Origin of the sequence: Streptomyces oceani (assembly GCF_001751245.1) — a bacterium.
GTDB lineage: Bacteria > Actinomycetota > Actinomycetes > Streptomycetales > Streptomycetaceae > Streptomyces > Streptomyces oceani.
Window position 1 is genome coordinate 36,203 of sequence record NZ_LJGU01000118.1, and the last position, 15,233, is coordinate 51,435.

Annotated in this window: 12 protein-coding genes; 10 read left to right on the forward strand and 2 right to left on the reverse strand. The window is 70.2% G+C overall.

Going from position 1 to position 15,233, the window contains the following annotated elements; translation table 11 throughout:
• The 8 genes from AN216_RS10845 to AN216_RS10880 all read left to right on the forward strand — a co-directional run.
• Positions 1-544 (forward strand): DUF2690 domain-containing protein (locus AN216_RS10845; RefSeq protein ID WP_170843090.1); only part of this gene is annotated, 544 nt, incomplete at its 5' end.
• 254 nt (positions 545-798) lie between these two features.
• Positions 799-1,788, forward strand: a complete 990-nt coding sequence (locus AN216_RS10850) for a malate dehydrogenase (protein ID WP_070196448.1) — start codon at positions 799-801, stop codon at positions 1,786-1,788.
• A 396-nt stretch (positions 1,789-2,184) separates the two neighbouring features.
• Complete coding sequence (locus tag AN216_RS10855) at positions 2,185-3,687, forward strand: aldehyde dehydrogenase family protein (RefSeq protein WP_070196449.1); 1,503 nt, start codon at positions 2,185-2,187, stop codon at positions 3,685-3,687.
• A gap of 215 nt (positions 3,688-3,902) precedes the next feature.
• Positions 3,903-5,450, forward strand: coding sequence for a GMC family oxidoreductase (locus AN216_RS10860; protein WP_070196450.1), 1,548 nt, complete (start codon positions 3,903-3,905; stop codon positions 5,448-5,450).
• The gene (locus AN216_RS10865) at positions 5,450-6,682 is read left to right on the forward strand and encodes a quaternary amine ABC transporter ATP-binding protein (RefSeq protein ID WP_079166474.1); all 1,233 of its coding nucleotides are present in this window, start codon (positions 5,450-5,452) and stop codon (positions 6,680-6,682) included. Before AN216_RS10860 ends, AN216_RS10865 begins: the two co-directional genes overlap by 1 nt.
• A 49-nt stretch (positions 6,683-6,731) precedes the next feature.
• Positions 6,732-8,798, forward strand: coding sequence for an ABC transporter permease (locus AN216_RS10870; protein ID WP_070196451.1), 2,067 nt, complete (start codon positions 6,732-6,734; stop codon positions 8,796-8,798).
• 152 nt (positions 8,799-8,950) lie between these two features.
• Complete coding sequence (locus AN216_RS10875; protein ID WP_244502416.1) at positions 8,951-9,877, forward strand: ABC transporter substrate-binding protein; 927 nt, start codon at positions 8,951-8,953, stop codon at positions 9,875-9,877.
• Between the two features lie 339 nt (positions 9,878-10,216).
• Positions 10,217-11,056 carry an ABC transporter substrate-binding protein gene (locus AN216_RS10880; RefSeq protein WP_244502414.1) on the forward strand — a complete coding sequence of 280 codons (840 nt, stop codon included), beginning with the start codon at positions 10,217-10,219 and terminating at the stop codon, positions 11,054-11,056.
• A 65-nt stretch (positions 11,057-11,121) separates the two neighbouring features.
• On the opposite strand, the gene AN216_RS10885 is transcribed toward AN216_RS10880, so the two are convergent.
• Together AN216_RS10885 and rocD are read right to left on the reverse strand one after the other, a co-directional pair.
• Entirely contained in the window at positions 11,122-11,598 is a 477-nt protein-coding gene (locus AN216_RS10885) for a carboxymuconolactone decarboxylase family protein (RefSeq protein ID WP_070196453.1), read from the reverse strand.
• Between the two features lie 306 nt (positions 11,599-11,904).
• The gene (rocD, locus tag AN216_RS10890; protein ID WP_070196454.1) at positions 11,905-13,110 is read right to left on the reverse strand and encodes an ornithine--oxo-acid transaminase; all 1,206 of its coding nucleotides are present in this window, start codon (positions 13,108-13,110) and stop codon (positions 11,905-11,907) included.
• Positions 13,111-13,330: 220 nt separating this feature from the next.
• On the opposite strand from rocD, the gene trpS reads away from it, so the two are divergent.
• Positions 13,331-14,347, forward strand: coding sequence for a tryptophan--tRNA ligase (trpS, locus tag AN216_RS10895; RefSeq protein ID WP_070196455.1), 1,017 nt, complete (start codon positions 13,331-13,333; stop codon positions 14,345-14,347).
• A gap of 207 nt (positions 14,348-14,554) precedes the next feature.
• Positions 14,555-15,148, forward strand: a complete 594-nt coding sequence (locus tag AN216_RS10900) for a 2'-5' RNA ligase family protein (protein ID WP_070196456.1) — start codon at positions 14,555-14,557, stop codon at positions 15,146-15,148.
• The last annotated feature ends 85 nt before the right edge of the window (positions 15,149-15,233 follow it).

Consider the following 15,233-nt stretch of genomic DNA (forward strand, 5'->3'; position numbering starts at 1 on the left):
CCCGCCGGGGCCCGCCGACCGCGCCGAGCGGTCGGGCGGCGAGGGACGACGTCGCGGGCTGATGGTGGTGGTGGGGGTGCTGGCCGCGTTGGTGGTCGTCGCGGCGGGGGCGTTCGCCTGGGACTTCCAGGGTTCGGACCCCGCGTCGGCGAAGCCCACCTCGTCCGCGGATCCGGAGCTGCCCAACGGCGTGAAGTGTTCCGGCCAGGAGTGCTATGACAAGGACCCGGAGGCCATGGGCTGTGGCGGCCAGCACGCCAAGACGGCCGGCACCGGCTGGGTGGGCCCCAGCATGATCGAGGTGCGCTACAGCGAGGTGTGCGGTGCGGCCTGGGCGCGGATAAGCGGTGCTGCCGAGGGGGACAGCCTGCGGATAAAGGGCGAGGAGCGGTCCAGCACCCAGCAGGTCGGTGCGTCCAACTACGCCTACACCTCGATGGTTCCGGTCGACAGGGTCGGCCAGGCGCGTGCCTGCGCGACGCTTGACGTGGGAAACGAGGGCTGCGTACGGGCCGGGGACAGCACGGCACCACCGGAGGAGTAGCCGCTCTCGTCCCGGAGCGCGGCCCCGCTTCCCCTACGTGACGAAGTCCCGCCCCGCCGGTGTCGTACGGCAGCCGCCGCCCGCCCGCGGGTCCCCGGCTGCCGGGTCGGCGGGTGCTCGACGGCGGGCGTCCTATAGCCTGACGACGGGTCTCTTGACGTAGAGAGACCTGGAACAGGGAACAGAGCAGGGACGTCCGTGGAGCCTCCGCCGCAGCGGACGCCAACGCACTCGTCAGGTACTCGGAGATCGCCATGACCCGCACCCCCGTCAATGTCACCGTCACCGGCGCCGCGGGGCAGATCGGCTACGCGCTGCTCTTCCGCGTCGCGTCCGGCCAACTGCTCGGCGCGGACGTACCAGTCCGGCTCCGCCTCCTGGAGATCCCGCAGGCCGTGCAGGCGGCCGAGGGCACCGCCATGGAGCTGGACGACTGCGCCTTCCCGCTGCTGAGCGGCATCGACATCTCCGATGACGCGAACGTCGCGTTCGACGGCTGCAACATCGCCCTGCTCGTCGGCGCCCGGCCGCGGGCCAAGGGCATGGAGCGCGGCGATCTGCTGGAGGCGAACGGCGGCATCTTCAAGCCGCAGGGCCAGGCCATCAACGGGCACGCCGCCGAGGACGTGAAGGTGCTCGTGGTGGGCAACCCGGCCAACACCAACGCGCTGATCGCTCAGGCCGCCGCTCCCGACGTGCCGGGCGAGCGGTTCACGGCGATGACCCGGCTCGACCACAACCGTGCCCTGTCACAGCTCGCCCGGAAGACGGGCAGCACGGTCTCGGACATCTCGCGGTTGACCATCTGGGGCAACCACTCGGCCACCCAGTACCCGGACATCTTCCACGCCCGGATCGCGGGCAAGAACGCCGCCGAGGTCGTGAACGACGAGAAGTGGCTGGCCGATGACTTCATTCCGACGGTGGCCAAGCGGGGTGCCGCGATCATCGAGGCCCGTGGCGCCTCCTCGGCCGCCTCGGCGGCCAACGCCGCGATCGACCACGTCCACACCTGGGTCAACGGCACACCGGAGCGGGACTGGACCTCCATGGGCATCCCCTCGGACGGTTCCTACGGCGTCCCGGAGGGGATCATCTCGTCCTTCCCGGTCACCTGCGCGGGCGGCTCGTACGAGATCGTCCAGGGCCTGGAGATCAACGACTTCTCGCGCGCCCGGATCGACGCCTCGGTGCGGGAGCTGACCGAGGAGCGGGACGCCGTACGCGGACTCGGGCTGGTCTGAGCCACTGGCGTACGCGCGCCCCCTCGCTGGGAGCCGTGCGCCGGGAGTCGCGTGCCGGGAGCCGGAAGCCGGTGCCAAATCCGGCGGGGCCGGTCCGAACCACCACGGTTCGGACCGGCCCTTCGCCATATGGTTATCCGGCTGTCCGTACGGGCGGTGCGGCCACCCCCGCAACACCGCGGCGGGGACTTCCCGAGGCCGTTCCGTGCCCGAGTGGCGCCGGTACGGCGGGAGCGTTCCCGGAAAACCGGAATATTCGCCCCCGCTTATGGTGAGCAAGGACACTTATTCGACTCGTGGAGACATGAGGCCCGCATCCCGGGGCAGGGGTTTCGCTTGGTCACAGCGTCGACGCAAGACCGAGCAAACCCCCGCGCGTGGAAGGCAGAGCCCAAGGTGTCCGTAGTCAAGAGCATCCAGACAGGTGGGGTGTGGCGTGCCGCCGCGGGCGGCGGCACCAGGGAGGTCATCGACCCGGCCGACGCCACGGCGATCGCCGTGGTCGCCGAGGGGGACATCGCGGACACCGACGCCGCCGTCGCCGCCGCGCGCTCGGCCTTCGACACCGGCCCGTGGCCGGACACCCCGGTCGCCGAACGCGCCGCGCTGCTGCGGCGGGTGGCGGACGCGCTCCAGCGGGATCGGGAGGAAATCGCCCATACCGAGTCCCGGGACACCGGCAAGACCCTCGAGGAGGGTCGCGTCGACGTGGACGACGTCACCGCCGCCTTCCGCTACTTCGCCGACCTGGTCCGGAACGACTCGGGTGGCCGGGTCGTCGACGCGGGTGATCCCGAGGTGCACAGCGTCGTCGTGCACGAGCCGGTCGGCGTCTGCGCCATGATCACGCCCTGGAACTACCCGCTCCTGCAGGCGAGCTGGAAGGTGGCTCCGGCCCTTGCCGCCGGCAACACCTTCGTCCTCAAACCGAGCGAGCTGACTCCGCTGAGCACCGTTCACCTGATGAAGCTGCTCCAGGAGGCGGGCCTGCCGGAGGGCGTGGGCAACCTCGTGACCGGAGCCGGCGACCCGGTGGGCGCCCGGCTGGCCGAGCACCCGGACGTCGACCTGGTCTCCTTCACCGGCGGACTGGCCAGCGGCACGAAGGTGGCCGGCGCCGCGGCGCCCACGGTCAAGAAGGTGGCGCTGGAGCTGGGTGGCAAGAACCCGAACGTCGTGCTCGCCGATGCCTGCGCCACCGAGGCGGGCTTCGACCTGGCCGTCGACCAGGCGTTGAACGCCGCCTTCACGCACAGCGGCCAGGTCTGCTCGGCGGGCGCCCGGCTGATCGTCGAGGAGTCGGTACGGGACCGCTTCGTGACCGAGCTGGCCCGGCGCGCCACCCGTATCCGGCTGGGGCGCGGCACGGCGGAGGGCGTCGAGTGCGGCCCGCTCGTCTCCGCCCAGCAGCTCGCCAAGACCGAGGAGTACGTCGCCTCCGCGCTCGCCGACGGCGCGACCCTGCGCTGCGGCGGCGAACGGCCCGAACCCTCCGCCGTACGCCCGGAGAGCGGCTACTTCTACTCCCCGACGATCCTCGACCACTGCCACCGCGGGATGCGGGTGATCCGCGAGGAGACCTTCGGGCCGATCCTCACCGTGGAGACCTTCACCACCGAGGAGGAGGCGGTGGCCCTGGCCAACGACACCGAGTACGGCCTCGCCGGCGCGGTCTTCTCCGCGGACAGCGCCCGTGCCCGCCGGATCGCCGCCCGGATGCGGCACGGCACGGTCTGGATCAACGACTTCCACCCCTACCTCCCGCAGGCCGAGTGGGGCGGCTTCGGCAAGTCCGGAGTCGGCCGCGAACTCGGCCCGCACGGCCTGGCGGAGTACCGCGAGACCAAGCACGTCTACGAGAACCTGCGACCGTCGCCGGTCCGGTGGTTCTCCGGCTGAGGCGGTTACCCCGTGCACTTCCCCGGAGCAACCCGGACCCTGTCGGCCCCCGGCCCCGTGAACCCCCTGGACCCCGTCGACCGTGCCGGCCTCGCCGAACCGTAGGCCGCACGCCGCGTGCGCCGTACGCGATCCGTACGACGCACCCGACACCCGCCCGGCGCACCGGAAAGCCGCCCGGCAGTCATGCACACCAACAAGGAGCAACACCCCCTATGCCCACCTATGACTACGTCATAGTCGGTGGCGGAACGGCCGGTTCGGTCATCGCCTCCCGGCTCACCGAGGACCCGGACGTCCGGGTCGCTCTCATCGAGGGCGGGCCGTCCGACATCGACCGCCCGGAGGTCCTCACCCTGCGACGATGGCTCGGGCTGCTCGGCGGCGAACTGGACTACGACTATCCGACCACCGAACAGCCGCGCGGCAACTCACACATCCGGCACAGCCGGGCCCGCGTACTGGGCGGCTGCTCCTCGCACAACACGCTGATCTCGTTCAAGCCGCTGCCCACCGACTGGGACGAGTGGGAGACCGCCGGGGCGCTCGGGTGGAACGCGGCGGCGATGGAGCCGTACTTCGCGAAGCTCCGGAACAACGTTGTCCCGGTCGGGGAGCGGGACCGCAACGCCGTCGCGGTCGACTTCCTCGAAGCCGCCACCACCGCGCTCGGCGTGCCCCTGGTGGAGGGCTTCAACAAGCGGCCGTTCACCGAGGGCGCCGGCTTCTTCGACCTGGCGTACCACCCGGAGACGAACAAGCGCTCCTCCGCCTCCGTCGCCTACCTGCATCCGCACATCGAGTCCGGTGACCGGCCCAACCTGGAGATCCTCCTGGAGACCTGGGCCTACCGGCTGGAGCTGGACGGTGACCGGGTGACCGGCGTGCACGTCCGTACGGCCGACGGCGCCGAGCGGCTGCTGCGCGCCGAACGCGAGGTCCTGCTGTGTGCCGGCGCGGTGGACACCCCGCGACTGTTGCTGCACTCCGGCATCGGGCCGGCCGCGGACCTGACGGAGCTGGGCATCGACGTACACCACGACCTGCCGGGGGTGGGCGAGAACCTGCTCGACCACCCCGAGTCGGTGATCGTCTGGGAGACGAACGGACCCATCCCGGAGAACTCCGCCATGGACTCCGACACGGGCCTCTTCGTGCGTCGCGACCCCAAGTCCAAGGGGCCGGACCTGATGTTCCACTTCTACCAGGTCCCGTTCACCGACAACCCCGAGCGGCTGGGCTACGAACGCCCGGAACACGGTGTCTCGTTGACGCCGAACATCCCCAAGCCGCACAGCCGCGGCCGGCTCTACCTCACCTCCAGCGACCCGGAGGTGAAACCCGCCCTGGACTTCCGCTACTTCACCGACGAGGACGACTACGACGCCCGCACCCTGGTGGACGGCATCCGCGCCGCCCGCGAGGTGGCGCGTACGGAGCCGCTGGCCGGCTGGCTGAAGCGGGAGGTGTGCCCCGGGCCGGAGGTGACCTCCGACGAGGACGTCAGCGCGTACGCCCGCCAGGTCGCGCACACCGTGTACCACCCCGCCGGCACCTGCCGGATGGGCGGCAGCTCGGACGAACAGGCCGTCGTCGACCCCGAGTTGCGCGTACGGGGACTCTCCGGAGTGCGGATCGCCGACGCCTCGGTCTTTCCCACGATGCCCTCCGTCAATCCCATGATCGGCGTGCTCATGGTCGGCGAGAAGGCGGCCGACCTCATCCGAACCGCTACGACGACGACACCGGGAGGTGTTGCGTGATGTCCGAGACCACCCAGGCCAATCCGGTGTTCTCCGTCCGCAAGCTGTGGAAGGTGTTCGGTCCCAAGGCCGCGAAGGTCCCCGGGGACCAGGCGTACGCCGGACTCAGCGCCGCCGAGCTGCGCGCGCGTACCGGCTGCACCGCCGCGGTCCGTGACGTGTCCTTCGACGTGCACCCGGGGGAGGTGTTCGTCGTCATGGGACTGTCCGGCTCCGGCAAGTCCACCCTCGTACGCTGTCTCACCCGGCTCATCGAGCCGACCGCCGGCTCCCTGGTGATGGACGGGGAGGACGTGCTGGCCATGGACTCCGGACGGCTGCGGGAACTGCGCCGACACCGTGCCTCCATGGTCTTCCAGAACTTCGGCCTGCTCCCGCACCGCAGCGTCCTGGACAACGTCGCCTACGGCCTGGAGATCCAGGGCATGGGCAAGGCCGAGCGGCGTGAGGTCGCCGCCCGGATGGTGGACAAGGTCGGCCTGGAGGGTCTGGGCGAGCGCCGTCCCGGCCAGCTCTCCGGCGGCCAGCAGCAGCGGGTCGGGCTGGCTCGGGCGCTCGCTGTCGACCCCGAGGTGATGCTCTTCGACGAGCCGTTCAGCGCGCTCGACCCGCTGATCCGCCGGGACATGCAGGAGGAGGTCATCCGGCTGCACCACGAGGAGGGCCGGACCATGGTCTTCATCACGCACGACCTGAACGAGGCGCTGCGGCTCGGCGACCGCATCCTGCTGATGCGGGACGGCGAGGTCGTACAGCTGGGCACGCCCGAGGAGATCGTCGCCAACCCCGCCGACGACTACGTCCGCGACTTCGTCCGGGACGTGCCGCGCGAGCAGGTCATCTCCGTGCGCCGCGCGATGCGTCCGGCCGCCGACGGGGAGGCGGGCACGGGCACCGCCCTGGCCCCCGGCGCGCTGGTGTCCGAGGCGATCGAGGCGGTGGCGCGTACGGGCGAACCGGCCCGGGTGCTGGACGGCGAGAAGCTGCTGGGCGTCGTCGGCCACGAGCAGTTGCTCGCGGTCGTCGCGGGCAACGGCGGCGGTGCCGGTACGTCCCCGGCCGAGGAGGCCGCCGAGGCCGCTGTCGAGGACGCCGCCGAGGACGACTCAGCGGGTGCCGACCGGGACGGCGACAGCGCCAGCGGCGCCAGCGAGAGCGACTCCGGCGCCGGCGACAAGGACAGCGCCGACCACGGTGACAGCGACAACGGCAAGGCGGTGGCGGGCGTATGAACACCTCCTGCACTCCGTCGCTGCCCGCCGCCACCCGGGGAGGTCGCGTATGAGCGCCCCGGCTCTCGAGAAGCGCGGCACACCCGCGCAGCCACGCGCCGGTGCCACGGCCGGCGGCCCCGGGGGCGGCCCAGGCAGGCCGCGGGGCCCCCTCGCCGCCCTCGGCTCCCGACCGCGCCTGCTGGCGCTCGGCGTCGCCGTGCTGGTGGCCGTGGTCACCGCCGCCGTGCTGGACGGCGGGACCTGGCCGACCGCGCTCGTCTACGACATCCAGACGCGGCTGGACCAGGTCAGCGACTGGCTGACCGACAACCGGGACCGGCACTGGATCTTCCTCTACGTGCTGCTGCACGTCAGCAACTTCGCCACCGGCACCGTCGACCAGCTCTACCTCGTGCTGTCCGATATCGGCTGGATCGGGGTGACCGCGCTGGCCACCCTGCTTTCCTGGTACGTCGCCGGTGCCGGCCTCACCCGCCGCAGCCTGCGGGTGGCGGCGCTCACCGTCTTCACCTTCGCCGTCTGCGGCCTGCTCAGCCTGTGGGACTACGCCCTGGCCACGCTTTCTCTGATGCTGCTCGCGGTCACGGTCTCGGCGGTGATCGGACTGCTGCTCGGGCTGCTCTCCGGCCTGTCGAACACCTGTGAGCGGGTGCTGCGGCCGGTCTTCGACAGCATGCAGGTGATGCCGGCGTTCGCGTACCTGCTGCCGCTGGTGCTGCTGTTCGGCATCGGCGCGCCGGCCGCCCTGGTGGCGACGGTGATCTACGCCGCCCCGCCGATGGCTCGGCTCACCTCACTCGGTCTGCGTGGCGCCGATCCGGCCGCGCTGGAGGCTTCCGTCTCGCTCGGCTCCGGTCGGGTACAGCGACTGCTGACCGCTCGGCTGCCGTTGGCCCGTAAGGAGATGCTCCTCGGGCTGAACCAGACCATCATGATGGCGCTGTCCATGGTGGTGCTGGCCTCGATGATCGGCGCCGGCGGGCTGGGCGACAAGGTGTACCAGGGGCTGTCCAAGGACAGCTTCGGCATCGCCTTCATCGCCGGCACCGCGATCGTGCTGATCGCCATCTGGCTGGACCGGGTCACCTCGGCCGCCGGCGAACAGCTCGACGCGCCGGCCCGTACCACCGGCAGCGGCTTCGCCCGGGCCTGCGCCCGACTGCGTGGCTGGCCGGCCTGGTCGGGCTTTCTCGCGCTGGCCCTGCTGGCGTATCTGACCGGGCCGTTGTTCGGACAGCGGTTCTGGCCTCCGGAGTGGACGGTACGGATCTCCGCGCCCATCTCCTCGGGGGTGGAGTGGCTCACCGGGAAGATCGGCTCCGACGTGCCGGTTCTCGGCGGCACCGACACCTGGGCGAACAACTTCACGCTGTGGGTGCTCAACCCGATGCGTGACGGACTCCAGGAAACCCCCTGGTGGGCCGCGCTGTTGGTGGTCGCGGCGCTCGCGCTGGTCGGCGGCTCGTGGCGGGCCGGCCTGACCGGCGTCCTGTCGCTGTCGGTCATCGGGGCCATGGGGCTGTGGGAGAAGTCCATGGACACGCTGTCCCAGGTGCTGGTGGCGCTGGTCTTCACCCTGGTACTGGGCGTGCTGATCGGCATCCTGGGGGCCCGCTTCGACCGCCTGATGCGGGTGATCCGGCCGGTGTTGGACGTCATGCAGACGATGCCCCAGTTCGTCTATCTGGTGCCGGTGGTCGCACTGGCCGGGGTCGGTCGTCCCGCCGCGATCTGCGCGGCCGTGGTGTACGCACTGCCCGCCGTCGTCCGTATCACCGCACAGGGACTGGCCCAGGTCGACACGGCCGCGCTGGAGGCGTCCCGCTCGCTGGGTGCCACCGGAATCCAGCAACTCCGTCAGGTGCAACTGCCGTTGGCGCGTCGCTCGCTGCTGCTCGCGGTGAACCAGGGAGTCGTGCTGGTGCTCGCGATCGTGGTGATCGGCGGCCTTGTCGGCGGTGGGGCGCTCGGTTACGACGTGGTCTACGGACTGCAGAAGAGCGACCTGGGAGTCGGACTCAGCGCCGGTGTGGCGATTCTCTGCCTCGGGCTGCTGTTGGACCGCCTCACCCAGTCCGCCGGCACGCGACAGACCGGAAGCGGGAGGAACTGACCATGCCCCGACTCCCGCTGCCTCCACCGTCCCGTCGCCGAAGGAACCTCGCCGTGGCCCTCCGTCCGAACCAGCAGAACGATCCGAAGCAACCCACCCGCACGAGGAGTTCCGACCGCCGCGCCGGGGCCGTCCGCAGGAGGGGGGTGCAACTGCTCGCCGGTGCCGCCGTGCTCGGCCTGGTGGTCGGCCTGTCCGGTTGCGGAAAGGCGGACCCGTACTACAGCGGCGGATCGAAGACCGTCACCATCACCGTGCCCGCCTGGGCCGGTGCGGAGGCGAACGTCGCGGTGGCCAAGCATCTTCTGGAGAAGAAGCTCGGCTATCGGGTCAAGGCCACGCAGATGGACGAACCGGTGGCGTTCGACGCGCTCAACAGCGGTCAGGCGGACGCCATCATGGAGGACTGGCTGGGCGTTCCGAACAAGGAGAAGAAGTACGTCGAGGAGAAGAAGACCGTCGTGAACGCGGGCCACATGGGGGTCACCGGGCACATCGGCTGGTTCGTCCCGAAGTACTACGCCGAGAAGCACCCGGAGGTGCTGGACTGGCGGAACCTCAACAAGTTCGCCAAGGACTTCCGCACTCCGGAGAGCGGAGACAAGGGCCAGCTGCTGGAGGGCTCGCCCTCCTTCTCGACCCATGACGCCGCGATCATCAAGAATCTGGATCTGAACTTCAAGACGGTCTACGCCGGCAGCGAGGCCGCCCAGATCAAGGAGATGCGGAAGAAGTACGAGGATCGGGAGCCCTTCCTCACCTACTGGTGGACACCGCAGTGGCTGAACTCGGAACTCGACCTGGTCGAGGTCAAACTGCCGAAGCGGACCCCGGGCTGTGACGCCGATCCGGAGAAGGTGGACTGTGCCTATCCGTACACGAAGCTCACGAAGTTCATGAACGCGCGCTTCGCCAAGAACGGCGGTGACGCGGCCGAGTTCCTGAAGAAGTTCAAGTGGTCGACGGCGCAGCAGACAGAGGTCGTGGAGTGGATGACCATCGACCAGATGGACACTGACGAGGCCGCCGCCAAGTGGGTCGAGGAGAACGAGGAAACCTGGAAGAAGTGGATGCCGTAGCGGGATCCGAGTGGCGTAGGCCACATTTCTCGTAGCTCATACGAGGCGGCTCACCGTATCGCCACCTCCCCGTGTTCCAACGGGCACGGAGGGGTGGCGATGCTTCCTGACATTGGCGCCAACTGCCTTGAGATTCCGGTGCGTTCGCTCGGAGGGCAGGATAGGATCGGTCGGGAGGACTCTCCTTGCCCCCCACCCCCACCCTCGATTGCTGTGCCGATGCCCATCGCTCGAAAATGCCGCGCGGCCGTCGCCGCGCTCGCCCTTCTCGCACTCAGCGCCTGTGGTTCGGATTCCGGGGCTGGCTCCGATTCCGATTCCCCCGATGATGCCGGGGCCGTGCGTCTGACGACCAATACCTGGGTCGGCGGTCAGGCGAACACCGCCGTCGCCTCGTACCTCCTGGAGAGGGAACTGGGATACGACGTCTCGGTGCGGGAGCGGCCGGAGGACAAGGCATGGAAGGCCCTCGGCACGGGCGAGGCGGACGCCCTTCTGGAGGACTGGGGACATCCGGAGCAGGAGCGTAAGTACATTCAGCGGAAGAAGACCGTGGTGCCGGCCGGTGATCTCGGCATGCAGGGACGCATCGGCTGGTACGTACCGGAGTACCTCTCGGACGAGCACCCAGAGATCACCGACTGGAAGAACCTGAACGACTACGCCCACCTCTTCGCCACGGAGGAAACCGGCGAGAAAGGCCGACTGCTCGAGGGCGCCCCGGACTTCATCAGCCGTGACAAGCAGCTTATCCGGAATCTCGACCTGGATCTGGAACCGGTCTTCGCGGGCAGCGAGGCGGCCCAGATCAAGGAGATGCGGAAACGCGCCAAACACGAGGAGCCGTTCCTCACCTACCTTTGGCGTCCGCACTGGCTGGAGTCGGAGATCGAGCTGACCGAGGTCGATCTTCCGCCGTACTACGAAGGCTGTGCCGCCGACGAGCGGAAGACCAAGTGCGGTTATCCGGAGACGGACCTGCAGAAGTACATGAACGCCGACTTCGAGAAGGACGGTGGAAAGGCCGCGCAATTCCTGAAGAACTTCCAGTGGGGCGAGGAGGATCAGAACGAGGTCGCCCGGATGATCGCCCGGGACGGCATGACCCCGGAGAAGGCGGCCAAGCGCTGGGTTGAGGAGAACCCGGGCACCTGGAAGGTCTGGCTTTGGGACCTCTGACGAGCCGCCGAGGGTACCGCGACCGCCGGGGCCGCCGACCGGCCGCGACCCCGGACCCGCCGCCGTCAGACGCGTGACCGAGCCAGGCTGGCCGGGACGGCGCGTACGGTCACCTGGAAGCGGTTCCAGGCGTTGATCGCGACGATCTGCGCGATCAGCCGGGGGAGTTCGGCCTCGTCGAACTGCTCGGCCGCGCATGCGTACACCTCGTCCGGCACGGAGCCCTCGGTGAGCCTGGTGATCGACTCGGTGAGCGCCAACGCGGCCCGCTCACGCTCGGTGTAGAGGCCCTCCACCTCCTCCCACGCGTTCAGCAGGTCCAGCCGAAGCTGGGTCTCACCCTGCTCACGCGCCTCGGCGTGGTGCATGTCGAGGCAGTAGGCGCACTTGTTGATCTGCGAGGCACGGATCTTGACCAGCTCGGCCACCACCGGGTCGAGGCCCTTGGCCGCCGCGGACTGGAACGCCGCCATGCCCTGGTACACGTCGGGGGCGTGCTGCCAGACGCTGGCACGTGCTGTGTGGTTCTGGGTCGTTGTCATACCCCCGAGCCTACGAAGCAGGTCACCCACCGGGATCCCCGCCGGGGCTGGAACCGCCTCCGGGGACCGGGCAGTCGACGCTGCGCCCGGCGGCGCGTCGGGGACTCGTGGGGGAAGGCCCGAGTGGTTTCCGGCACCCGGACGCGCCAACCGGAGACGTCCCCGACGCGGTGGTGGTGGGCTACGGCGCCACCACCGGGCACGCCTTCCCGGCACGCGCCCGACACGGTGCGCCCGTCGCCGTCAGTGGGGCGCGCGGCCACTCCCGCGCGCCCCGGTGCCCGTACGTGCCGTACGGTTCGTCGGTCAGCCCGCCAGCACCGTACGCAGCTGGGCCAGACCCCAGTCCAGGTCCTCCTTGCCGATCACCAGCGGCGGCGCGATCCGGATCGTCGAACCATGCGTGTCCTTGACCAGCACCCCGTGCTCCATGAGCCGCTCGGAGATCTGCCGTCCGGTGCCCAGCTCCGGGTCGATGTCGATGCCGGCCCACAGCCCACGGCCGCGTACGGCCTGGACCCGCCCCTCGCCCACCAGCACGGCCAGCTCCCGGTGCAGGTGCTCGCCCAGCTCCGTGGCGCGCTGCTGGAACTCGCCGGTGGCCAGCATGTCCACCACCTCCGAGGCGACCGCGCAGGCCAGCGGGTTGCCGCCGAAGGTCGAGCCGTGCTCGCCCGGGTGGTAGACGCCCAGCACCTCGCGGGTGGAGACCACGGCCGAGACCGGCACGATCCCGCCGCCGAGCGCCTTGCCCAGGAGGTACACGTCCGGCACGACGCCCTCGTGCTCGCAGGCGAAGGTCGTGCCCGTACGCCCCAGGCCGGACTGGATCTCGTCCGCCATGAAGAGGACGTTCCGCTCCCGGGTCAGTTCCCGCACCCGCGAGAGGTAGCCCGCCGGCGGCACGAGCACCCCGGCCTCGCCCTGGATCGGCTCCAGCAGCACGGCCACCGTGTGCTCGTCCACCGCCGCCTCCAGCGCGGCCAGATCGCCGTACGGGACGATCTCGAAGCCGGGGGTGTACGGCCCGAAGTCCGCGCGGGCGTCCTGGTCGGTGGAGAAGCTGACCACCGTGGTGGTGCGGCCGTGGAAGTTGTTCTCCGCGACGACGATCTTCGCCTTGCCGTCCGGCACGCCCTTGACCCGGTAGCCCCACTTCCGCGCGGTCTTGACCGCGGTCTCCACCGCCTCCGCCCCGGTGTTCATCGGGAGCACCATCTCCATCCCGCACAGCTTGGCCAGCGAGTGGCAGAAGCCGGCGAAGCGGTCACTGTGGAAGGCCCGCGAGGTGAGCGTGACCTGGTCCAACTGCGCCTTCGCGGCGTTGACCAGCCGGGGGTGCCCGTGGCCGAAGTTCAGCGCCGAGTAACCAGCCAGCATGTCGAGGTAGCGGCGTCCCTCCACGTCGGTCATCCACGCCCCGTCCGCGGAGGCCACGACGACGGGCAGCGGATGGTAGTTGTGCGCGCTGTACGCGTCGGAGGTGGTGATCAGCTCGGAAGAAGTGGCCATGGGTGGGCCCTCCTGACTTCGTTGTCGGTCTGACAGGCGGTGGTTCTTTCTACCGTCAGCCGGCGCTTTTGCGAAGGAACCTTCCGAACTTGATCGGCCGCGACGGCTTACGACGCTTCGTGTGCGGTCCCGGACTCCAGTGTCGCCCCCTCGGTGTGATGTTGTTCGCGAAGCCTCCCCGTGGGACTTGACGGGCCGGGCGCTCTGCGAGAATGGCCGCATGGCCAACGACCGTCGTCCCCGTGTGCTGTCCGGCATCCAGCCCACCGCTGGCTCGTTCCACCTCGGAAACTACCTGGGTGCGTTGCGTCAGTGGGTGAACCTCCAGGACAGCCACGACGCCTTCTACATGGTCGTCGACCTGCACGCCATCACCATCCCGCAGGACCCGGCCGAGCTGCGCGCCAGCACCCGGCTGGCCGCCGCGCAGCTGCTGGCGGCCGGGGTCGACCCGGATCGCTGCACGCTGTTCCTGCAGAGCCACGTCCCGGAGCACGCCCAGCTCGCCTGGGTGATGAACTGCGTCACCGGTTTCGGCGAGGCGTCCCGCATGACCCAGTTCAAGGACAAGTCCGCCAAGCAGGGCACGGAGGGCACGACCGTCGGTCTCTTCACGTACCCGATCCTGCAGATCGCGGACATCCTGCTCTACCACGCGAACCAGGTGCCGGTCGGCGAGGACCAACGCCAGCACATCGAGATCACCCGCGATGTCGCCGAGCGGTTCAACGCCCGCTTCGGCCGGACGTTCACCATCCCGGAGCCGTACATCCTCAAGGAAGCGGCGAAGATCTACGACCTGCAGGACCCGACGGTCAAGATGAGCAAGTCGGCCTCCTCGCCGAAGGGCATCGTCAGCCTGCTCGACGAGCCGAAGGCCGCCGCGAAGAAGATCAAGAGCGCCGTCACGGACACCGGGACCGAGATCCGGTACGACCCGGAGCACAAGCCGGGCATCAGCAACCTCCTGACCATCTACTCCACCCTCACCGACGAGTCGGTGCCCGTCCTCGAGCAGCGGTACGCCGACAAGGGGTACGGCGCGCTCAAGACCGACCTGGCCGAGGCCGTCACGGAGTGGGTGGAGCCCTTCCGGGCGCGGACCCAGCAGTACCTGGACGACCCGGAGACGCTCGACGCCGTCCTGGCGAAGGGCGCGGACAAGGCGCGGGCGGTCGCCGCCGAGACGCTCGCGGAGGCGTACGACAGGGTGGGCTTCGTGCCGGCGAAGCATTAGAGCGACCGCGCGGTCGCGCACCGTCGCGCCCCTCGCACGCCCCTCGCCGTACGGCCGCCCGGCAGCCACACTGGCACCGGCGACGGGTGGCCCGACGAGGGCCGCACCCCGCGGAACAACAGCTACAGACAGCGGCACGACCGGCCGACCGGGCCCCAACCGGCCGGCAGTACAGGCACGTTCAGGTATCGCAGGAGGGAGAAAGACGTGGGGATCGTCACGCTTGGTGTATCGATCGCGGTCCCGGAGCCGTACGGCAGCCTGCTCCAGGAGCGGCGTGCGAGCTTCGGTGACGCCGCGGCGTTGGGCATCCCCACACATGTCACCCTGCTGCCGCCGACCGAGATCGACGTCGCGTCCTGGCCCGCCGTCGAGCGGCATCTGGCCGCGGTGGCCGGCGCCGGCCAGCCCTTCCCGATGCGGCTGTCCGGCACCGGGAGCTTCCGGCCGCTTTCTCCGGTGGTGTTCGTCCGGGTCGCGGAGGGTGGTTCGGCCTGCGGCCGGCTGCAGGAGCGGGTACGGGGCGGGGACGGGCCGCTCGCCCGGGAGTTGCAGTTCCCGTACCACCCGCACGTCACCGTCGCGCACGGCATCGCGGAGGAGTCGATGGACCGGGCGGCGGCGGAACTGGCCGACTTCGAGGCGACCTGGACGGTGAACGGCTTCGCGCTCTACACCCAGGGCGAGGACTGCGTCTGGGAGCTGCACCGGGAGTTCGGCTTCGGCGCGGAGAGCAAGCCGCGCTTCCCGGCCGTGCCGCGCCAGGCGGACATGTCCCGTCCGCCGGCGCCCTCCGTGTAGGCCGCGCCTCCCGCCTGCACCGTACGGCCGGGCGATCGCGTGATCCCTCCGTACGGCCGGCGGGCCAGGTGCCGCTCGGCCGCGG

Coding starts and splice junctions, on each gene's coding strand:
- AN216_RS10850 (WP_070196448.1), top strand. CDS start 799: ATGACCCGCACCCCCGTCAATGTCACCGTCACCGGCGCCGCGGGGCAG.
- AN216_RS10860 (WP_070196450.1), top strand. CDS start 3,903: ATGCCCACCTATGACTACGTCATAGTCGGTGGCGGAACGGCCGGTTCG.
- AN216_RS10865 (WP_079166474.1), top strand. CDS start 5,450: ATGTCCGAGACCACCCAGGCCAATCCGGTGTTCTCCGTCCGCAAGCTG.
- AN216_RS10870 (WP_070196451.1), top strand. CDS start 6,732: ATGAGCGCCCCGGCTCTCGAGAAGCGCGGCACACCCGCGCAGCCACGC.
- AN216_RS10885 (WP_070196453.1), bottom strand. CDS start 11,598: ATGACAACGACCCAGAACCACACAGCACGTGCCAGCGTCTGGCAGCAC.
- rocD (WP_070196454.1), bottom strand. CDS start 13,110: ATGGCCACTTCTTCCGAGCTGATCACCACCTCCGACGCGTACAGCGCG.
- trpS (WP_070196455.1), top strand. CDS start 13,331: ATGGCCAACGACCGTCGTCCCCGTGTGCTGTCCGGCATCCAGCCCACC.